Source organism: Spirillospora sp. NBC_01491 (genome assembly GCF_036227065.1).
GTDB lineage: Bacteria > Actinomycetota > Actinomycetes > Streptosporangiales > Streptosporangiaceae > Spirillospora > Spirillospora xylanilytica.
Window position 1 is genome coordinate 5,032,236 of sequence record NZ_CP109432.1, and the last position, 18,702, is coordinate 5,050,937.

18 protein-coding genes are annotated in these 18,702 nt (G+C 69.9%); 9 read left to right on the forward strand and 9 right to left on the reverse strand.

The genetic code is table 11. The features are described from left to right. Window positions 1–32 precede the first annotated feature (32 nt). Genes OHA34_RS23485 through pknB form a run of 3 tightly spaced genes read left to right on the forward strand, consistent with a single transcriptional unit; the run spans window position 33 to window position 4,844 of the window. Complete coding sequence (locus OHA34_RS23485; RefSeq protein ID WP_329518924.1) at window positions 33–1,511, forward strand: penicillin-binding transpeptidase domain-containing protein; 1,479 nt, start codon at window positions 33–35, stop codon at window positions 1,509–1,511. After that, window positions 1,508–3,019 carry a serine/threonine-protein kinase gene (locus OHA34_RS23490; protein WP_329518925.1) on the forward strand — a complete coding sequence of 504 codons (1,512 nt, stop codon included), beginning with the start codon at window positions 1,508–1,510 and terminating at the stop codon, window positions 3,017–3,019. Before OHA34_RS23485 ends, OHA34_RS23490 begins: the two co-directional genes overlap by 4 nt. Window positions 3,020–3,041: 22 nt before the next feature. Continuing rightward, entirely contained in the window at window positions 3,042–4,844 is a 1,803-nt protein-coding gene (pknB, locus tag OHA34_RS23495; RefSeq protein ID WP_329518926.1) for a Stk1 family PASTA domain-containing Ser/Thr kinase, read from the forward strand. Between the two features lie 274 nt (window positions 4,845–5,118). On the opposite strand, the gene OHA34_RS23500 is transcribed toward pknB, so the two are convergent. Genes OHA34_RS23500 through OHA34_RS23510 form a run of 3 tightly spaced genes read right to left on the reverse strand, consistent with a single transcriptional unit; the run spans window position 5,119 to window position 6,688 of the window. After that, complete coding sequence (locus OHA34_RS23500) at window positions 5,119–5,313, reverse strand: hypothetical protein (protein WP_285939513.1); 195 nt, start codon at window positions 5,311–5,313, stop codon at window positions 5,119–5,121. 10 nt (window positions 5,314–5,323) lie between these two features. Then, window positions 5,324–5,950, reverse strand: a complete 627-nt coding sequence (locus OHA34_RS23505) for a class E sortase (protein WP_329522438.1) — start codon at window positions 5,948–5,950, stop codon at window positions 5,324–5,326. A 30-nt stretch (window positions 5,951–5,980) separates the two neighbouring features. Then, a complete protein-coding gene (locus tag OHA34_RS23510) occupies window positions 5,981–6,688 on the reverse strand; it encodes a DUF881 domain-containing protein (RefSeq protein ID WP_329518927.1) in 708 nt (235 codons plus the stop codon). An 83-nt stretch (window positions 6,689–6,771) separates the two neighbouring features. Here OHA34_RS23510 and OHA34_RS23515 point away from each other — a divergent pair, with 83 nt between their 5' ends. Further along, window positions 6,772–7,080, forward strand: a complete 309-nt coding sequence (locus OHA34_RS23515; protein ID WP_432763041.1) for a cell division protein CrgA — start codon at window positions 6,772–6,774, stop codon at window positions 7,078–7,080. 201 nt (window positions 7,081–7,281) lie between these two features. On the opposite strand, the gene OHA34_RS23520 is transcribed toward OHA34_RS23515, so the two are convergent. Continuing rightward, the gene (locus OHA34_RS23520; RefSeq protein WP_285939510.1) at window positions 7,282–8,259 is read right to left on the reverse strand and encodes a rhomboid family intramembrane serine protease; all 978 of its coding nucleotides are present in this window, start codon (window positions 8,257–8,259) and stop codon (window positions 7,282–7,284) included. A 47-nt stretch (window positions 8,260–8,306) separates the two neighbouring features. Beyond that, a complete protein-coding gene (locus OHA34_RS23525; protein WP_285939509.1) occupies window positions 8,307–8,831 on the reverse strand; it encodes a peptidylprolyl isomerase in 525 nt (174 codons plus the stop codon). 160 nt (window positions 8,832–8,991) lie between these two features. Between OHA34_RS23525 and OHA34_RS23530 the strand changes: the two genes are divergently transcribed. Both OHA34_RS23530 and OHA34_RS23535 read left to right on the forward strand, forming a co-directional pair. Further along, window positions 8,992–9,486 (forward strand): hypothetical protein, encoded by a 495-nt coding sequence (locus OHA34_RS23530; protein WP_329518928.1) that lies wholly within the window; start codon window positions 8,992–8,994, stop codon window positions 9,484–9,486. A 105-nt stretch (window positions 9,487–9,591) separates the two neighbouring features. After that, window positions 9,592–10,497 (forward strand): acyltransferase, encoded by a 906-nt coding sequence (locus OHA34_RS23535; protein WP_329518929.1) that lies wholly within the window; start codon window positions 9,592–9,594, stop codon window positions 10,495–10,497. Between the two features lie 158 nt (window positions 10,498–10,655). Here OHA34_RS23535 and OHA34_RS23540 read toward each other — a convergent pair whose 3' ends face one another. Beyond that, entirely contained in the window at window positions 10,656–12,239 is a 1,584-nt protein-coding gene (locus OHA34_RS23540; protein WP_432763040.1) for a DEAD/DEAH box helicase, read from the reverse strand. A gap of 312 nt (window positions 12,240–12,551) precedes the next feature. Between OHA34_RS23540 and OHA34_RS23545 the strand changes: the two genes are divergently transcribed. Both OHA34_RS23545 and OHA34_RS23550 read left to right on the forward strand, forming a co-directional pair. Continuing rightward, window positions 12,552–12,746 (forward strand): hypothetical protein, encoded by a 195-nt coding sequence (locus tag OHA34_RS23545; protein ID WP_285939506.1) that lies wholly within the window; start codon window positions 12,552–12,554, stop codon window positions 12,744–12,746. A 71-nt stretch (window positions 12,747–12,817) separates the two neighbouring features. Continuing rightward, a complete protein-coding gene (locus tag OHA34_RS23550) occupies window positions 12,818–13,774 on the forward strand; it encodes a PrsW family intramembrane metalloprotease (protein WP_329518930.1) in 957 nt (318 codons plus the stop codon). A gap of 478 nt (window positions 13,775–14,252) precedes the next feature. Here the strand turns inward: OHA34_RS23550 and OHA34_RS23555 are convergent, their stop codons facing one another. Next, a complete protein-coding gene (locus OHA34_RS23555) occupies window positions 14,253–15,620 on the reverse strand; it encodes a pentapeptide repeat-containing protein (protein ID WP_329518931.1) in 1,368 nt (455 codons plus the stop codon). Window positions 15,621–16,322: 702 nt separating this feature from the next. On the opposite strand from OHA34_RS23555, the gene OHA34_RS23560 reads away from it, so the two are divergent. Beyond that, window positions 16,323–16,511: a hypothetical protein gene (locus OHA34_RS23560; RefSeq protein ID WP_329518932.1), complete on the forward strand. Its 189-nt coding sequence runs from the start codon at window positions 16,323–16,325 to the stop codon at window positions 16,509–16,511. A 58-nt stretch (window positions 16,512–16,569) separates the two neighbouring features. Here the strand turns inward: OHA34_RS23560 and OHA34_RS23565 are convergent, their stop codons facing one another. After that, window positions 16,570–17,229 (reverse strand): YdcF family protein, encoded by a 660-nt coding sequence (locus OHA34_RS23565; RefSeq protein ID WP_329518933.1) that lies wholly within the window; start codon window positions 17,227–17,229, stop codon window positions 16,570–16,572. Window positions 17,230–17,238: 9 nt separating this feature from the next. Further along, a complete protein-coding gene (locus OHA34_RS23570; protein WP_329518934.1) occupies window positions 17,239–18,006 on the reverse strand; it encodes a GntR family transcriptional regulator in 768 nt (255 codons plus the stop codon). Window positions 18,007–18,702 lie beyond the last annotated feature (696 nt).

An 18,702-nucleotide genomic window follows, 5' to 3' on the forward strand; every position in this document is an offset into this window, starting at 1 on the left:
GACGTGCTCGGTGACGAGCGGAGCGAGGCCCGATGAACATGGACAAGCCGATCCGGCGCGTGGCGATCTTCGGATTGCTGCTGCTCTTCGGGTTGATGGCGCAGGTCAACTACGTCCAGGGCAGCCAGGCCGAGGACCTCCAGAGCGACAGTCTCAACTCGCGCAAGTACGCGGACGTGTTCAAGACGCCGCGGGGCAGGATCATCGCAGACGGGCAGGTGCTCGTCGACTCGCCAAAAACCAACGAGGACTCCCCCAAGTACGGGCGCACGTACAAGAACGGCCCGGTCTGGGCGCCGGTGACCGGGTACTTCAACGGCTCCCCGACCAAGGTCGAGCTGGCCTACAACTCGATGCTGACCGGCAAGGACAAGCGGATCACCCACCAGCGGTGGTTCGACACCTTCATCGGCAAGAAGCCCGACGGCGCCAACCTGGAGCTGTCGCTCAACACCGCCGCGCAGCAGACCGCGTACCAGCGGCTGAAGGCCGGCACGTCCCGGCGGGCCGGCGCCGCGGTGGTCGACATCAAGACCGGAGCGGTGCAGGTGCTGGCCTCCTACCCCTCGTTCGACCCGAACGAGGTGGCGCCGCAGCAGAAGACCAAGGGCGGCAAGCGGCTGGCCGAGCTCGACCGCGCGCCGGGCGTGATCAAGCCGCTGATCGACAACGCGATGAGCCAGACGTTCCCGCCCGGCTCGTCCTTCAAGACGGTGACCGCGGCGGTCGCGATGGAGCAGCTCGGCCTCTCCAGCTCCAGCGTGGTCAACACCGGGCAGCTCATCCTGCCGGAGTCGGGCAAGCCGCTGCCGAACTCGCACGACACCGGCAACTGCGGCAGCCAGGCCCCGCTGAGGGGCGCCTTCGCCGAGTCCTGCAACAGCACCTTCGGCGAACTGGCACTGAAGCTCGGCATCGAGCAGCTCAACCAGGGCGCGACCAAGTTCGGCTTCAACCGCAAGGTCATGGTCGAGCCGGACGTGGCGGCCGCCGAGAGCGACGTGCCGGTCTCGGTGTTCGACCCGCGCACGCAGAAGGACATCCCGACCGGCAAGGACGGCACCGCCCGTTCGGGCATCGGCCAGGAGAACGTGCGGGCCACCCCGCTCCAGATGGCGATGGTCGCCTCGGCCGTCGCCAACAAGGGCAAGATCATGAAGCCGTACCTGGTGCAGAAGGCGCGGGCCACGGACCAGAGCGAGATCTACAACGCCTCGCCCTCGATGTTCTCGCAGGCGATGAAGGCCGACACCGCCGACCAGCTCGCCGACATGATGCGCGCGGTGGTCAGCGAGGGCACCGCCAAAAAACTGGCCGGGCAGCACATCGCCGGTAAGACCGGTACCGCCGAGCAGGGCGCCGGGAATCCCAACTCCCGGTGGTTCGTCGGGTTCTCCCCGATCGAGAAGCCGCGGTACGCCTTCGCCGTCGTCACCGAGGGCGTCGGCGACGGCGCCTCCGGGGCCGGCCCGATCGCCGCGTCGATCATGGCTCAGGTGTTGAAGAAGTGAACGCCGGCCTCGTCCTGAACGACCGGTACCGGCTGCTCGAGCGGCTGGCCACCGGCGGGATGGGCGAGGTCTGGCACGCCGTCGACCAGGCGCTGGCCCGGGACGTGGCGATCAAGCTGCTGCGCCAGGAGCTGATGGAGGACCGGTCGGTGCAGGGCCGGTTCCGGTCCGAGGCCCGGTTCGCCGCGGCGCTGCGGCACGGCGGGATCGCGCAGGTCTACGACTTCGGCGAGCACGACGACCGCGCCTACCTGGTGATGGAGCTGGTGCCCGGCGATCCGCTCGCCGAGATCCTGGAGCGCACCGGCGGGCTGGCCCCGCCGGCGGTGCTCGACCTGATCGCGCAGGTCGCGGAGGCCCTGTCGGCGGCGCACGCCGCCGACATCGTGCACCGCGACGTCAAGCCGGCCAACCTCATGGTCACCGCGGACGGCACCGTGAAGATCACCGATTTCGGGATCGCGCGGCGGCTGGCGATGGCCTCGCAGACCCAGACCGGGATGGTCATGGGCACCGCGCACTACATCTCGCCCGAGCAGGCGTCCGGGCAGGAGATCACGCCGGCCGCCGACCTGTACTCGCTGGGCGTGGTGGCCTACGAGTGCCTGACCGGCGGGCCGCCGTTCGAGGGCGACACCCCGGTCGAGATCGCTCTCAAGCACGTCCGGGACGCGCCGCCGGCGCTGCCCTCGGAGGTCCCGGCGGCGCTGTGCGAGCTGGTCGCCGATCTGCTGGAGAAGGCGCCGGCCGAGCGTCCCGGGAGCGCGGGCCTGGTGGCTGACCGGGCGCTGGAGATCCGCGAGGCGCTGGTGGCCGGTGTCAGCCCGCCGCCGCGCTCGGCCGCGCGGCGGTCGTCCGGCACTGCGGCCGGCACCGCGTCCGGTGCCCATCCGGTCTCGGGCGCCCATCCGGTCTCGGGTGCCGCCGCGTCCGGTGACGGGCGGTCGCCGAAGAGGGCCGCGAAGAAGCCGGTCAAGACCTCCGCTAAGGTCGCTTCTGCCCGCCAGAGCGAGGCGCCGGGGTTGGACGCGGGCGGCGCGGAGGATAGCCTCACCTCCGGAGGCGTGACCGGGCAACGGCGCACGGCGCTCGTCTACACCTCGGTCGCCGCCGGGATCCTGCTGGTCGGCGCCATCGTGGTCGGCTCGATGTGGCGGGGGCTGGTGCCCGCCAGCCTCGTCCGGGACGAACGCGATCCACTCCCGTCCGCGCCGGCCGGTGTGAACGACAGCGAGACCACGGTCAGACCGGCCACTCCGCCCCTGCACACCGTCGTGCGGCCGGGCCACCCGACCAGGAGGTCCCCGGCGGGCAAGAGCCGCACGACAACGCCGAGACCGACCGGCACGTCCCCTTCACCGAAGCCGACAAGGAAACCGTCCAGGGCGACTCCCAGCGCCCCAGATCCAACACCCGTACCGACGGGGAGCACAACGACTCCGTCAACTCCGAGCCCTGATCCCTCGCCCACCGACAGTGGGGGACTAGGTTCGGAGGACAGGGTGTAGACGTACGAGGGAAAGTGCACACATGAGTCAACCTCGGCTGCTCGGCGGTCGCTACGAGCTCGAGAGCGTGGCCGGGCGCGGCGGCATGGCCGAGGTGTACCGGGCCCGGGACCTACGCCTCGATCGCGTGGTCGCGGTCAAGACGCTGCGCTCCGACCTGGCCCGGGATCCGACCTTCCAGGCCCGCTTCCGCCGCGAGGCGCAGTCGGCGGCGTCCCTCAACCACCCCTCCGTCATCGCCGTGTACGACACCGGCGAGGACACCATCGGCGAGACCTCGATCCCGTACATCGTGATGGAGTACGTCGACGGCAGCACGCTGCGCGATCTGCTGCACGAGAACCGCGCGCTGATGCCCGACAAGGCCCTCGAGATCACCGACGGGATCCTGCGGGCGCTCGACTACAGCCACCGCGGCGGCATCGTGCACCGCGACATTAAGCCCGCGAACGTGATGCTGACCCGCGGGCACGAGGTCAAGGTCATGGACTTCGGCATCGCCCGCGCGATGGCCGACTCGGCCTCCACCATGACCCAGACCGCCCAGGTGATCGGCACCGCCCAGTACCTGTCCCCCGAGCAGGCCCGCGGCGAGCGGGTCGACGCGCGCAGCGACATCTACTCCACCGGCTGCGTGCTGTACGAGCTGCTCACCGGGCAGCCGCCGTTCACCGGCGACTCCCCGGTCGCGATCGCCTACCAGCACGTGCGGGAGGAGCCGGTCCCGCCGTCGCAGGTCGACCCGAGCATCCCGCAGTGGGCCGACGCGATGGTGCTGAAGGCGATGGCGAAGAACGCCGACCACCGGTACCAGAACGCCAACGAGTTCCGGCAGGAGATCCAGCGGGTCCTCCAGGGGCAGCCGGTGTCGTCCACGGCGGCCTCGACCATGATGATGGCCGGGCAGCCGCAGGGCACCCAGGTGATGGGCGCCGTCCCGGACGGGATGCAGCGCACGCAGGCGCAGCCCCAGGGCGGCGGCAACGGCTACGACCTGCCCCCGGCGCACTACGACGACCGGGGTCCCGAACGCGACGGAGCGGGCCGGAAGGTCGCGCTGTGGCTCGGCCTCGCCGTCCTGGTGATCGGCGGCATGGCGCTGATCGGCTGGTTGCTGACCAGCGGCAAGGGCAACGAGGTCAAGCAGGTCGCGGTGCCCGGCGTGGTCAACGTCAAGCAGGAGGATGCCACCGCCCGGTTGCAGAAGGTCGGGCTCAAGATCGGCAGCACCGAGGAGGAGTTCAGCACCGAGGTCGACGACGGCTTCGTGATCAGCTCCAATCCCGAGCCGGGCAAGCGGGTCAACGAGGGCACCGCGGTGAACCTGGTCGTCTCCAAGGGCCGAAAGCCGCCCGAGGAGGTCGAGATCCCCGATGTGACCGGCAAGTCGTACGCGATGGCCAAGAGCATCCTGGAGGCCAAGGGCTTCGAGGTGAGGCGGGAGATCCAGACCAACGACACCGTCAAGCGGCTCGACGTGATCAGGACCGACCCGCCCGCCGGCGGCAAGCAGCCCAAGCGGACGAAGATCACCGTGTACGTGTCGGCCGGGCCGAGCCAGATCAAGGTCCCGACGCTGTTCAACAGCAGCCAGCGGGCCGCCTGCGCCAAGCTCTCCGCGCTCGGACTCAAGTGCAAGGTGACGCCGGGCGTGCCGCCGCCCGACAAGCAGGTCTCCCCGGGCCTGGTGTACGACCAGGTGCCCACCCCGGACGCGACGGTCGCTCCGGGCGAGACGGTGACGATCTTCGTGGCGCAGGAGCCGACGACCCCGCCGGCGAGCCCGCCCGTCGAGACGCCGCCCGCCACCGGCCCGCTCGGCTGAGGCTGAGCGAGCCCGCGAACGCCGAGGGCCCCGCACCCGGGAACGGGTGCGGGGCCCTTCGCTTGCTCCGGCCGAGACCGCCGGCCGCCACATCGAACCGGACCGGGCGGGTCTGGACGAACCGGACCCGGGCCTGGACGTCAAAGAGGGCTTCCGCCACTCGGGGGCAATGGCGGAAGCCCTCAATAGGGTCTTCGTTCCAGCAACCCCGGACGTTACGGGTTTCAGTAGATTTTTTCGCCACATACCGGCGAACCGCGCGAATGAGGGTGGATCAGCCCGGTGAAGCGGGGGCGGTGGGGGAGGCCGGGGTCCCGTTGACCACGCCGTGGTCGAACTGCGCCTTCGGCTCCAGCCAGGGGAAGACCGCGTACCAGAGGACGGCCGCGAACACGAGGACGAGGGCCAGGGCGATCCCGGCCCTGGTCCGCCACCCTCCCGGCAGCCGCCGCCAGATCCAGGCGTACATCGGTGGCCTCCTACTTCCCGGTGGCGGCGGCCCGGCGGGTCTCCGCGGCCAGCTCGGCGAAGATGATCATCCGCTCGGCGGCGGAGTACTTCGGATGGCAGGTGGTGAGCGTGAGGAGCCGCTCGGTGGGCTTGCGCCCGGGGTGCTCGGGGACGGGCGCGGTCACGTCGACCGCGGTCGGCTTGACGATCTTCCGGCCGGTGACCCGGTACCGGAACTGCTCCGCCCGGGTGTCGATGAGGATCTCGTCGCCGGCGCGCAGCTCGCCGACCCGGTTGAACGGGGCCGAGTAGGTCGTCCGGTGGCCGGAGACGACGAAGTTGCCGACCTGGCCCGGCAGCGCGGTCCCGGGGTAGTGGCCGGGCCCCTTGCGCAGGTCAGCCACGTCGACGCCCTCGATCACCACGAACCGGTACTTCGGCCCGAGCCGGGGGATGCGGATCATCGCCAGCCCCTTGCCGAGCTTCACCTTCTCGGTGGTGACCCGGGGCGACCGCCACGACTTGGCGAGCTCGTCGCCGAGCCGGCTCTGCTGCTGCTCGGTGTACCGGCCGGTCCCCCACAGCTCGTAGGTGACGAACAGGAGCAGGACCAGACCTGCGGTGATGCACAGCTCGCCGAGGCCACGGATCACCATCCGCACCGCGCGTCCCCCTTCGACGTCGTCTCAGCCGCCGCCGCCCGCCGGCGGCCGGTCCGGAACCGTCGCGTGCTTCATGGTCACGTTCCCGGTGTACGCGGGCAGACGGGCCTTGCGCACGGTGCGGACCGAGTAGCCGAGCCCGTACTCGCGTACGTACTTCTGGTAGATCGAGATCTCGGGGGAGGCGTCCAGCGCCGCCCGCAACCGGTACGGGTCACCGACGGCGGTGATCCGGAACGGCGGCGAGTAGACCACCCCCTGAAGGATCAGGGTATTGCCCACGCACCGCACCGCGCTGGTCGAGATCAGCCGTTGGTCCATGATCTGCAACCCCTCGGCCCCGCCGGCCCACAGGGCGTTCACCACCGCCTGCACGTCGGCCTGGTGCACCACCAGATCGTCCGGGCCGACACCGCGGGGCAGTTCGCCGGTCTTGGGCTGCGGCGCGTCGTCCAGCGCGACGCGAATCGCCGGACCGTCCAGGGGGCCGAATCCGGACCGGGCCGCGAGCCTGTCGGCCTCAGCCTGGGCCCGTTTGACCCGGGCGTCGTGCCGGCCGGCCTGCCGGGAGATCCCGTCGACCTCGCGGCGAAGCCGCTGGTAGTCATCGCGCTCGTGCCGGGTGCGGCGCTGCTCGGCGGTGATCAGCTCGGTGATCCGGGTGCGTCCCTCATCGCGCAGGCTGGTGCCGCGGGCCGTGCTCGCGCTCGCCGCGAACAAGGTTCCCGCCACAAGCGTGAGGGCTGGGATGATGCTTCCCCACGTTCGACGCCGTACGCTGCTCACCAGCGACTACGCTAACCGACAAACCACCCATGCGCGGACCGGCGCTCCGGCCGCCAGCCGCCCGAGGAGATCGATCCCACGTGGCCAAGTCCAAAGTGCGCAAGAAGGCCGTCTACACGCCGCCGCAGAAGTCCAAGGCGCCCGAGGTCAGCCCCCGTTGGCTGGTGCCGACGATGGTCACCCTCTGGCTGATCGGGCTGGTCTGGATCGCGGTCTTCTACGTGACGGCGAGCACCGGTACCGACGTCCCGGTCATGAGCGACCTGCACAACTGGAACCTGGGAATCGGCTTCACCGCGATCATCCTGGGCGTGATCCTGTCGACCCGGTGGCGCTGAGCGACGGCGCTACCCGCTTTCGGGTCGCCTGAATCCACCAGAGTTATCCACAGACTGGGGATGACCGTCCGGTTTTCGCCGGGTTTTCCACAGGTCGATCACCGCCGTGCACGAAGCGAGAGCGGCCACCGTCCGGCAGGGCGGACGCCGCCGGGCGAAGCGGATGCCGCCGCCCCCTCGGGCGCGGCGGCATCCGCGCGTTCAGTCCTGCCCGGACGGGCCGGACAGCGCCCCTGACGCCTGTTCCGCCACCCCCGGCTCCGCAGCGCCGGGCAGGCCGCCCAGGGCGCCCATGGCGGCGTGCAGATCGGCCGTCTTGACCATCACCAGCGCCGCGAACACCACCAGCACCGCCACCGGCGCCGCGATGTGCACGATGTGCCGGCTCGCGGCCGGCGCGTAGGCGAAGGCCACCCCGAGCAGCGCGCCGGTGGCCAGCCCGCCGACATGGCCCTGCCAGGAGATCCCCGGCACCGAGAAGGTGATCACCAGGTTGATCACCAGCAGCACCACGATCGGGCCGACCGGCCCGCCCATCCGCCGGCCGATCACGAAGAACGCGCCGAACAGGCCGAAGATCGCACCCGAGGCGCCGACCGCCGCGCCGTTCGGCTCGACCAGGTAGAGCAGCACCGACCCGCCCAGCCCGGACAGCAGGTACAGGGTCAGGAAGCGCCAGCGGCCGAGCGCCTGCTCCAGGGCCGGGCCGACCGCCCACAGCGCCCACATGTTGAACAGGATGTGGGTGATGCCGAGCCCGCCGTTCTGCTGGTGCAGGAACAGCGAGGTGAACAACCGGTACCACTGGCCCTCGGCGACGCCGACGATCCGGCCGCCCGCGTCCACGCCCTGGCCGACCATCATGAAGTCGCGCACCACCGCCGATGAGGCCATCTCGGCGAGGTAGGCGAGCACGCACAGCCCGATGAGCGTGTACGTCACCACCGGAACCGCCGCCGCCCCGCCCCGCCGGGCGCCCAGCGGCGCACTGGGCCGGCGCACCGACCGGTGCCCCTCGGCCACGCAGTCCACGCACTGGTGTCCCACCGCCGCGTCCCGCATGCACTCCGGGCAGATGTAGCGGTCGCAGCGGGTGCACCGCACGTAGGTCTCCCGGCCCGGATGCCGGTAGCAGGTCGGCACCGAGGTCTCGGGCGCGGGGCTGGATTCAGTGCTCATCTCTGGGCTCCGTCAGGGGCGGTGCGGGGTCTCACCATGTACGACGTCTAACGACGCTCGATCGTCACCGACTCCAGCACGACGTCGTCGACCGGGCGGTTGTTGCGTCCGGTGGGCACGGCGCTGATGGCGTCCACCACGTTGGTGCCCTCGATGACCTTGCCGAAGATGGTGTGCCGGCCGGTCAGGTGGGCGGTCGCCGCGACGTTGGTGGTGATGAAGAACTGCGAGCCGTTGGTACCGGCCCCGGCGTTGGCCATCGCCAGCAGGTAGGGCTTGTTGAACTTCAGGTCGGGGTGGAACTCGTCCTTGAACTCGTAGCCCGGACCGCCGGTGCCGGTGCCCAGCGGGTCACCGCCCTGGATCATGAAGTCCGGGATGATCCGGTGGAAGATGATCCCGCTGTAGAGCGGCGCGGTGGACTTCTCCCCGGTCCTCGGGTCGGTCCAGGTCCTGGTGCCCTCGGACAGGCCGACGAAGTTGTCGACGGTCTCGGGCGCCTGCTCCGGGTAGAGCTGGATCACGATCTTGCCGAGCGACGTGTTGAGCGTCGCGAAGATCTCGTTGGCCACGGCTGGCCTCCTCGTGAAGTGGCTGATTTCGATGTCGGGCCTGCCGACCCCCACCTACTGTGCGTGACCGTGTGATCGCGCTTTCAGGGTTTACCCCCCGTTCTCAGGGAAGGCTGCTTGGCAGGACCTCGCAAACAGGGAGGTTAGCGTGTCCCTAAAGATGAGTAGCCGCCGGAAGCCGCAGCGCGCGGTGCTCTCGCGGTTCGAGCGCGTTCAGGAAGCGACCCGCCATGGCGCGGACGCGGCCCGCTACGGCGCGGAGGCGGCCCGGCAGGGCGCCTCCACCGCCGCGGTGCGGATCGGGCCGGCCGCGCAGCGCACGCGTGATGTCGCGACCGACCGCGTCATGGTCGCTCGCAGCTGGAGCGCACCGCGGCTCGAACGGGCCGCCCGGTACGTGGAGTCCGACCTGGCTCCCCGCATGGGGTCGGTCATGAAGGAGGCCGCCGGACGGATCGAACCGCCCCGGCCCCGGCGGCGGAGGCGGAACACCGCCTTGATGCTGCTGGCCGCGGTCGCCGCCATCGGCGTCGCCGGTGCGGTGCTGACCAGGCGCGGCAACGACCGGGAGTTCGCCGACCCCGCCACTGACCTCGACGACAAGGCCGTCCTGGCCGAGTCCGAGGTCGATGGGCAGGTCCGCGCTCCACGGTAGGAGATCGCCCGAGGCGGGGCCCGGCCGGTTCGGCCGGGCCCTTCCCCTGCGGCCAGGACGGTGGGGCGATTCCGGGACATTCTACTAACCGGTACGGTAAACGCCATGTCGCCGAAAGCGCGCTCGACCCGGCCGCCCGTGGCCGCCCGGCTCAGGATCCGGGCCCGGCAGGGCGTGCACCTCGCCGTGCAGCACGGCTGGGAGTGGCTCCAGCGGCAGGGCCAGATCACCCCGCACACGCCCGGCCGGCGCAAGTTCGCCTACCTGGGCGAGGGCGCCTGCATCGGCTTCCCGGTGGGCGCCATCTACGGCGAGCCGTGGATCTCGATCGGCGACCACACCCTGGTCGGGACGCACGTCACGATCTCCGCCGGGTTCGTCCCGGGCCTCGATCTCGGCCCCGACATCGTGGTCACGATCGGCGGCGGCTGCTCACTCGGGCGCGGCACGCACATCGTGGGCCACCAGTCGATCGAGATCGGCGACGACGTGTTCACCGGTCCCAACGTCTACATCACCGACCAGAACCACACCTATGGCGACCTCGACACCCCGATCGGGCGGCAGTGGCCGGAGAACAACCCGGTGGTGATCGGCGACGGCTGCTGGATCGGCACCGGCGCGATCATCCTGCCGGGCACCCGGCTCGGCCGGAACGTGGCGGTGGCGGGCGGCGCCGTCGTCCGCGGCGAGTTCCCCGACCACTCGGTCATCGGCGGCGTCCCCGCCAAGGTGCTGCGCACCCACGACGCCGAGGCGGGCTGGCAGCCGCCGCTGCGCGGCCAGTCGCTGATCTCCCTGGACGAGCTGGCCGCACTGTCGGTGGACGGTCTGGAGGGCCTCCAGATCCTCCAGGACAAGCTGCGTGAGGAGGACCGGGCCCGCAGCGCCAGGAACGGCGACGGCGACACCGCCGCCCGCGACGAGGCCGGCCCGCGCCGAAGCGACGAGCGCCCCCTGGACGCGGCGCTGCCCCGGGAAGAGGAGCGGCTGCGGGAAGAGGCCGGCTGACCCGGCGTCCCCCGCCATCCCCGCCATCCCCGCGGTCTCCCGGCTGCTCCATCGCCGTCCCCCGCCGGAGGGCGCTGCTCTCGTGGCGTCGCCATCTGGCAGCGCGGAGCGGACATGCCGAGGGCCCCGCCCAATGGACGGGGCCCTCGGTTCATCGATCAGGTGTAGCGGGCCGCGCTGCGCTCGGCGCCGCCTTCACGGCGCTTGCCGCCGCCGGTGTACGGGCCGCTGCTGCGACGCTGGCCGTGGGAGGTCGCGCCGGTGCCTCCGCGGGGGCCGGTGGCACGACGCTCACCGCCGCCGTACGAACCGCGGTGCTCGCCGCCGACGGCGCCCTCGCGGCGCTCGCCGCGGTTGTCGCCGTCCTGGCGGTCGTACGAACGGCCGCGGCCACCGCCGCCGCCACCGTAGCCGCGCCCGCCGCCGCCACCGCGGCGTCCGCCGGGACGGCCGCCGCGCCCGCCCTCACGGCGGGGACGCTCGGGGATGATCGGCTCTTCGATCGGGATGCCGGAGGGCTGCCGGGCCCCGGTGAGCCTGGCCAGCTCCTCGTCGCCGGTGGCGACCCGGACGCGCGGGGCGTTGATGCCGGCGCGGCGGGTCATCGCGGAGGTGGACCGGACCTGGTGCGGCAGGACGAGGGTGACGACGGTGCCGCGCTCGCCCGCGCGCGCCGTACGGCCGGCGCGGTGCATGTAGTCCTTGGAGTCGGCCGGCGGGTCGACGTGCATGACCAGGGTGACGTCGTCGACGTGGATGCCGCGGGCGGCGACGTCGGTGGCGACCAGCACGCTGATCGTGCCCTCGCGGAACTCGGCGAGGGTGCGGGTGCGCAGGCCCTGGCTCTTGCCGCCGTGCAGGCCGGCGGCGCGCACCCCAGCCTGGGTGAGCTGCTTGGCGAGCCGGTCGACGCCGTGCTTGGTGCGGGCGAACAGGATCGTCCGGCCCTCGCGGTTGGCGATCTCGGCGGTGATCGCGCTCTTGTCCTTGGGCGCCACCAGCAGGAGGTGGTGCTCCATCGTGTCGACGGACTCGTCGACCGGGCCGATCGCGTGCGTCACCGGGTCGTTCAGGTAGCGCTTGACCAGGACGTCGACGTCGCGGTCGAGGGTGGCCGAGAACAGCAGCCGCTGCCCGCCGGGACGGGCCTGGTCGAGGATGTCGGTGACGTCGGGCAGGAAGCCCATGTCGGCCATGTGGTCGGCCTCGTCGAGCACCGCGATCTCGATGTCGGACAGGTCGCAGGCGCCCTGCCGCATCAGGTCCTTGAGCCGGCCGGGCGTGGCGACCAGCACCTCGACGCCGCGGCGCAGCGCGTCGATCTGCTTGAACATCGAGGTCTGCCCGATGACGGTCTTGAAGTGCAGCCCGAGGCCGCGGCCGAGCGGCTCCAGGTTGGTCTGGACCTGCTGGGCGAGCTCGCGGGTCGGCACCAGGACGAGCGCCAGCGGGCGCTTCGGCGCGGCGCGGCGGCCGGCCAGGCGGGCGAGCATCGGGAGGCCGAAGGCCAGGGTCTTGCCGGAGCCGGTCTTGCCGCGCCCGAGCACGTCGTGGCCGCCCATGATGTCGGGGATCGCGGCGGCCTGGATCGGGAACGGCGCGGTGATGCCCTGGCGCACGAGGGCCGACACGAGCTCGGACGGCATTCCGAGCTCGGCGAAGCTGGGGACCTGTGCCTCGTCGGCGCCCGCGTCGGGCGTCGAGTCGGCGGGCAGGTTATGAGCAGCAGCAGCTGTTGACACGCAGTACCTTCCGAGAGGGGGGCACGTCTCGGGAGGCACCACGATCAGATCAGTGGGCTGCAAGGACGAGCCAGACGCCTTGGGCGTCGTAAGAGTGATTTGCTCAGTCTAACGTCGTCGGGGTACCTCCTTATGCCCCGCACCGGTCGGATCACTCTTCCACACGCCCCCCGGCGCCGTCTTTCCGTTTCGTCGGCACCGGCCGCCGAACCCGCTCGGCGCGGCCCGCCGCGCGCGCCGAGCGGGCAGATCAGCGGTCGAGGACGATGCCGAAGACGGGCCCGGTCGGCCGGTCCCGGAGAAGGCCGCGTGATGTCGCCCACTCCGGTCTCGACGCGGGGCTCTTCCCCGTCCGGTACCCGCACGTCCCGTGGCTCCGCGGGCGCGGGGACGGCGCGGCGGCGGCACCGCATCTCGTTGTGGCAGTTCACCCGGTACGGCATCATCGTCACGTTCCTGAGCACGCTGATGGCCTGGGGGTACATCGCCGTCCGCTACTTCCTGTGACCAGGACGCAGGTTCAGTGGCGATCACCCATGGGTACGTTCCCGCTACCGATCGTGGTTGGGGGGACGGCGATGGTGGCGACCACGCGCGGACAGACGAAGCCGCGACGGCGCTGGCTGCGGGTCTTCTGGACCGGGCTGGCGCTGTGGGCGGCCTCGGTCGTGGTCACCGTGGCCACCGCGAACACCAACCTCCTGCCGACCGTGGTGCTGCTCGGCAGCTTCCTGGTGCCGGTCACGTTCGTGGTCTGGGCGTACGAGCACGGCAGGGCGGGCGAGATCACCGTTCCGCTGCTCTTCTCGGCGTTCGTGATCGGCGGTGTGCTCGGTGTGCTCGGCGCGTCCGTCCTGGAGACCTACCTCCTGCACCCGTCGCTGTGGATGTACTTCGGCGTCGGGCTGATCGAGGAGGGCGTCAAGCTCCTCGCGCTGATGTTCGTCGCCCGCCACGTGCACCCGCGCACCACCCGCGACGGCCTGGTCCTCGGCGCCACCGTCGGCTTCGGCTTCGCCTCGTTCGAGAGCTCGGGGTACGCCCTCAACTCGCTGTTCACCACGCAGGGGATCAGCGTCCGCTCGATGGTCGAGACCGAGATCCTGCGCGGCGTGCTGGCGCCGCTCGGCCACGGCCTGTGGACGTCGATCCTCGGCGGCGTCCTGTTCGCCGTCGCCGGCCGCCGCTGGCGCATCACCGGCGGGCTGCTGCTGGCCTACCTCGGCGTGGCCCTGCTGCACGCGCTGTGGGACTCCATGCACGGCATCGCGATCGGGCTGTCCCTCTTCCTGACCGGCACCCCCTGGCAGTACGAGCTCCTGGAGCGCGGCTACCTGCCCCGCGCCACCGACACGCAGGGCCACCTGATCACCCTCATCAACTGGCTGGGCCTCATCGTCATCTCGATCATCGCCCTGTCCTGGCTGCGCGCCGAAGCCACCCACTCCCGCCGCGCCGAACCCCCGACACCTCCGGAAGCGCCCCGGCCCCCGGAGAGAACCACCCCGACTCCCGGACCTCCCGGGCACCCGTGACTCAACGACGAAAGCCCAGGACGGGAAGATGCTTCCCTACCTGGGCTTTCGTTGGGGTGGAGCCACGGGGATTCGAACCCCGGACACCTGGCTTGCAAAGCCGGTCATGAACCCAGCGCCCGACCTGGCGCCCCGTTGATCTGGGCCTCCTCGGCGATCACTCCGCAAACGACCGTGAGTCCCCGTTGATCACCCTGCCAACGGGCACGCAACGGGCACGCAACGGGCACGGCCGACGGATTTACAGCCCGTCACGGATCTCGGCGTCGTTCCTCTGTCTACCTGCACGGATGCCTGCGTCCGATACTCATCTTGCCGTGATCATTCCGCGCATATTCCGCGAGCACCATGACGAGGCGACCGCATCCTTATCCGTTCGATCACGGCCAAGCTCGTTGGTCTGCTTCACCATGCTGACGCCGTGGTGGGGGCTGACCGTGCGCGGCGGCGTCTGCTGGTGTTGCTGTCACCGTTGCGGTCAGCTCTCGCGGATGAGCTTCGCCGTGTCCAAGGTGACTGCCTGCGCAAGCCAGGGGCTCGGCCATACGTGGTTATCGTTCGGATGACTCGCTGTGGCGTCGGCAAAGTTGGGTTCCCGTTCGAACTGCGCCCCGTCGAACCTGGCGTCCCCGCTGAACTGCGCCCTGTCGAACCAGGCATCCCCGCTGAACTGCGCCCCGCCAAACCCGGCGCCCCTGTCGAACCTGGCGTCCCCGCTGAACTGCGCCCCACTGAACCAGGCGGCCTCCATGAACTGCGCCCCGTTGAACCCGGCGTCCCCGCGGAACTGCGCCCCGCCGAACATAGTGGCCTCCATGAACCGAGTCTCGCCGAACCTAGCGGCCCCGCTGAACTGCGCCCTGCTGAACCCGGCAGGCCCCATGAACTGCGCTCTGCCGAACCCGGCGGCCCCCATGAACTGCGCCCCGCTGAACCTAGCGGGCCCACTGAACTGCGCCCCGCCGAACCCGGCGTCCCCGCTGAATTGCGCCCCGCCGAACATAGTGGCCCCCATGAACCGAGTCTCGCCGAACCTAGCGGCCCTACTGAACTGCGCCCCGTTGAACCCGGCGTCCCCGCTGAACTGCGCCCCGCCGAACACAGCGTCCCCGCTGAACTGGGTTTTGGTAAATGTGGCGCTTGTTGCGTGGCAGTGGGTGAAGTCAAAGTCGATCAGGTGGGCGCCGGTGAGATCGATGTGAATGCCGTCCCAATAGGTGGGTCGATGGTCGCCGGGGGCCCCGGTGGTCAGATGGCGTTTGAGGAGCCGTTGCGCGGTAAGCCGGACCTGTAATTCAGGATCTTGGGCGGTGTGGTCGTCGGGCTGCTCGGATTGGTCATCGTGGCCGGCTGGCAAGGCTGGGAAGGGCATCCGCAGGTAGGAGCACACGAAATCGGTAACCGTCTGCCGGTAGTAGGGGTGGTCTTGGGCCAAGTGCTCCAGGGAGTACAACCCGCCCAGTCGGACGGCGGCCCTGTCATGGCCGAGCAGCTCGACGCCCTGGCCGTACTCGACGTGGGCTTGGACGCGTTCGGCACGTTCCCCGGCGGCCTCGTCGACCCGTTGACGGCGGTAGGCGGTGACCAGGGCAACCAGGGCACCGACACCGGCGACCAGAGCGAAGACGAGTTTGAGCAGGTCCAGGAGGTCTTTGGTTTCCAATGGCTTGGGCTTGGCGTGCGACGGTGACCCCAAGAGGAACAACAATAAGAACCACGCTGCGATCAGCAGCACCACGGCGGCGGTGAAGGCGAACGTCAGCGCCCGGCGGATCGACCAGAGCCCGAGCGTCTTGTGTGCGTCCTTCACTGGCCGATACTCCGGCGTCGTTTTGTCTTGGCTCACAAGCTTGATGTTAGGAACGTTCAGTGGTGCCAGCGGCCGTTCGGGAGAAGTGGATTGCCCGCTCCTGGCCATCTGCACTCATGTGTGGTGCGATCCCCGGGGTGTGCGGCGTAGCCGCTAGATAGCTACTCCGATCGTGATCGACTGGGGGCTGATCACGCTTCTCGTCGTCCGGATCGCCTGGGGAAGAGTCCTGCCATGGTTTCGGCAACCTGAGCTCGTGGCCTCACCGTGGGAGTACCTGTCACCTTCGCCGTATGGCCGTGGTTGAGTCTTTGGCCGTCGACGCTCCGCACGGACGCGCCTCGCTCCGGAGTGCTCGTTCGCGCGGACGGCGAGACGCTGTGACAGACCTTCTCGCGCGAATGAGTGCTCCGGCTCGCAGGGGGTCCGGGGGGAGCGTGCCCCCGGGGTCGCACACGATCAATCGATCAACGCTGTGCCCGTCAGGGGCGGCGACGCGTACCCCGTGCCAGCGGTCAGACGAAAGGCCGGCGCCCGGCGGCGCGATGCGCGGCCGTCCGGACCGCCGGTCGGTGACCGGCGCCCACGCCGCACGCGCCGACCGGCGGAGCCGGACGGCCGGGGCGGCGACGCGAGCGGCGACGCCCCCTTGATCTCAAACAGCTTAATTCGGCAACGATCACCGGTGATGCGGGGGGCTTCGGCGGGCGGTCACGCGTCGTGGCTACGCTGGTTGTCATGAGGGAACCACGGGCGGGACGGGAGTATGCGGACTCGACGCTTCTTGAGGCCGTGTTGGAGCTGTACATCGATACGGTTCGGGAGGGCAACAGCGTCCCCCTCACCAAGGACGGGGAACTGGTCGCGGTGATCGTCTCACCTGAAGTGGCGGAGGCTGGCATGAACGCCCTTGGACGAAAGTCCTGACCTGCGCCGCTCATGAACACCGTGTCGGCCGGGCCCGGTTCGAGGGCCCGGGGCTTGTTCAGATGAGCCTGCTGGTGAACCCTGCCTCGACGAGGCGGAGGTAGGCGGCCTCGACTTCGGCCGGCACGTCTTGCGCAATCGCGAATCCGCGTTTGGGGTACTCCATGATCCGCTGGGTGTCGCCTACGAGCATGTTGATGACGCGGTTCACGTCCCCGATGCTCTCGATGTAGTCGTCCAGGGGAAGCGGTCGTGACGCACAGATGATCTCAAGCTCCGGCCACATCTTCTTGGCGGTGGAATAGGCGCGGCGTTGCTGGTAGGGCCGTGAGATCAGGATCGCGGAGCTGATCTCGATGCCGTGGCTCGCGAGTAGCTTCCGGGTGAGTTCGATGTTCTGCCCGGTGTTGGTGGCCTGGGTCTCGACAAGGATCGCCTCATCAGGAACCCCGAGGTCGATGGCGTGCTCGCGGTAGTGGACGGCCTCGCCGCGTGGGAATCGTTCGATCGTCGTCGGGGCGTTGGCGCCTGTGAACACGATGCGCGGGATCATGCCCTGGTGGTAGAGCTCGGCCGTGAAGGTCGCCACCCCCAGATCGTGGCTGCCCAAGCCGATGCCTGCGTCACATGGGCGAAGCGTGTGGTGCATGTCGTGGTAGTCCCACAGAACTTCCACGTCGGCGCGTAGTTCATCGGGCAGGGTCGCATCGCTGGGCAAGGCCGCTCCTCAGTCGGGAATCTTGAACGTGTACGACCAGGAGAAACGGGAGGCCGAGTGAACCCCTCGTGCGAACTCAACGATGCGTCCCTCACGTGTGAGCGTCTTCCGCTGGAGGATCATCACAGGCTCTCCGCCAGGCAGTTGTAGCAGTTCGATCTCTTCCTGGGTCGGCATGCGTGAGTGAAAGCTCTCGGTCATGGAGTCCGGCTCCAACCCTTGAACGGTGAGGACCGCGAACCCTCCTCCCTGACCGGCGGGTCCCGGGCTCGGGTCGACCAGCGGAGTGCCTTCGACGTCCTCCGGCCGGTAGTAGCTCGTGAGCGTGTGGGTTGGCGTGTCGCCGTCCTTCACCAGGCGGGCGCGTTCATAGATCGGCGAGCGCTCCGCAAGCCCGAACGCCGCGGCCACCTCGGCGTCGGCTTCGATCAAGCGGACCTGCTGCGTCTGGTCGGTGGGCTTCCACTCGCGCCCTGATGCCTCGCGGTCTGCGGCGAACGCCACCAGTCCGCCGAACTTCCACTTGCTCTTGGCGTACCGATCGATGCCGAGTCGCTTCATCGGCGGTCTGGGTCGAACCACCGTGCCCCGACGTCGGACCGGCGTGACCAACCCTTCGGCTTCGAGTACTCGCACGGCCTGGCGGACGGTCTTGATGTTGACGCCGTGCTTCTCGGCGATCTGGTCCTGCTTGGGCAGCGTGCTGCCCGGCGGGTAGTCGCCCCGCCGCACGGCGTCCCGAAGGACCTCAGCCAACTCCCGGTAGCCGATGCCCATGTCTGCTCCTCGATCGCGTCGGGATTAACGGTAGCGGTATCCATCAGCATGAAGGATCACGGCAAATAAGACCAGCCCTATTGACAAGCTGGGGCCACGGGTCTCAAATAGAGCCACCTCTATTCAAGGTATGGAGGTGCCGGGCCCGCCTGTCAGCCACCAGAGCGCAGGCCGTGCTGGCTCCCAGTGACGAAGGAGACGACGGTGGAGGTCGAGGTGGAGGAGACGAGCAACGCCGTGGCATGCCTGTCCTGCGCTGGCCGTGGCTGGAAGTGGGTTTCTCCTCGGCGTGTCCTGCTGCTCGGGCAGCCGGGTTCGGGACGGGGGCCGGAGCGGGTGCGTAAGTCGTGCTCGATGTGCGGCGGATTCCGACGGGCCGAGGTGGCGTGATGAGCTGCGGGGCCGGCGACGTGGTGAGGGTGGCTGAGGTGCGGCAGGTTCCCCGCTGCGTCGCACCCTCTTGGAGGGGGAGCCATGACCCCGCGTCGCCGGTCCCGCTTCCATTTCTGGAGGTGTGGTCATGAACAGGACGTCTGGCCGTCAGTTCAGGCAGGCTCGGTCTTGGAGCGGGCTGGAATGCACGCTTGTCACCTCGTTGGAGGCGCGGGGCCTCAAGGTCGGGGTGGGCAAGAACGGCGGTGTGGAGGCGTACAACCCGGCCGGTGGACCGGATGGGAACGATCCACTCGGGCAGTT

Excerpts from the sequence above, each read along its gene's own strand:
- OHA34_RS23505 (WP_329522438.1), bottom strand. The coding sequence starts at position 5,950 with ATGGTGATCCGTGGCCTCGGCGAGCTGTGCATCACCGCAGGTCTGGTC.
- OHA34_RS23485 (WP_329518924.1), top strand. The coding sequence starts at position 33 with ATGAACATGGACAAGCCGATCCGGCGCGTGGCGATCTTCGGATTGCTG.
- OHA34_RS23515 (WP_432763041.1), top strand. The coding sequence starts at position 6,772 with ATGCGCGGACCGGCGCTCCGGCCGCCAGCCGCCCGAGGAGATCGATCC.
- OHA34_RS23545 (WP_285939506.1), top strand. The coding sequence starts at position 12,552 with ATGTCGCCCACTCCGGTCTCGACGCGGGGCTCTTCCCCGTCCGGTACC.
- OHA34_RS23570 (WP_329518934.1), bottom strand. The coding sequence starts at position 18,006 with ATGGGCATCGGCTACCGGGAGTTGGCTGAGGTCCTTCGGGACGCCGTG.
- OHA34_RS23560 (WP_329518932.1), top strand. The coding sequence starts at position 16,323 with ATGAGGGAACCACGGGCGGGACGGGAGTATGCGGACTCGACGCTTCTT.
- pknB (WP_329518926.1), top strand. The coding sequence starts at position 3,042 with ATGAGTCAACCTCGGCTGCTCGGCGGTCGCTACGAGCTCGAGAGCGTG.
- OHA34_RS23550 (WP_329518930.1), top strand. The coding sequence starts at position 12,818 with ATGGTGGCGACCACGCGCGGACAGACGAAGCCGCGACGGCGCTGGCTG.
- OHA34_RS23520 (WP_285939510.1), bottom strand. The coding sequence starts at position 8,259 with ATGAGCACTGAATCCAGCCCCGCGCCCGAGACCTCGGTGCCGACCTGC.
- OHA34_RS23530 (WP_329518928.1), top strand. The coding sequence starts at position 8,992 with ATGAGTAGCCGCCGGAAGCCGCAGCGCGCGGTGCTCTCGCGGTTCGAG.
- OHA34_RS23535 (WP_329518929.1), top strand. The coding sequence starts at position 9,592 with ATGTCGCCGAAAGCGCGCTCGACCCGGCCGCCCGTGGCCGCCCGGCTC.
- OHA34_RS23500 (WP_285939513.1), bottom strand. The coding sequence starts at position 5,313 with ATGTACGCCTGGATCTGGCGGCGGCTGCCGGGAGGGTGGCGGACCAGG.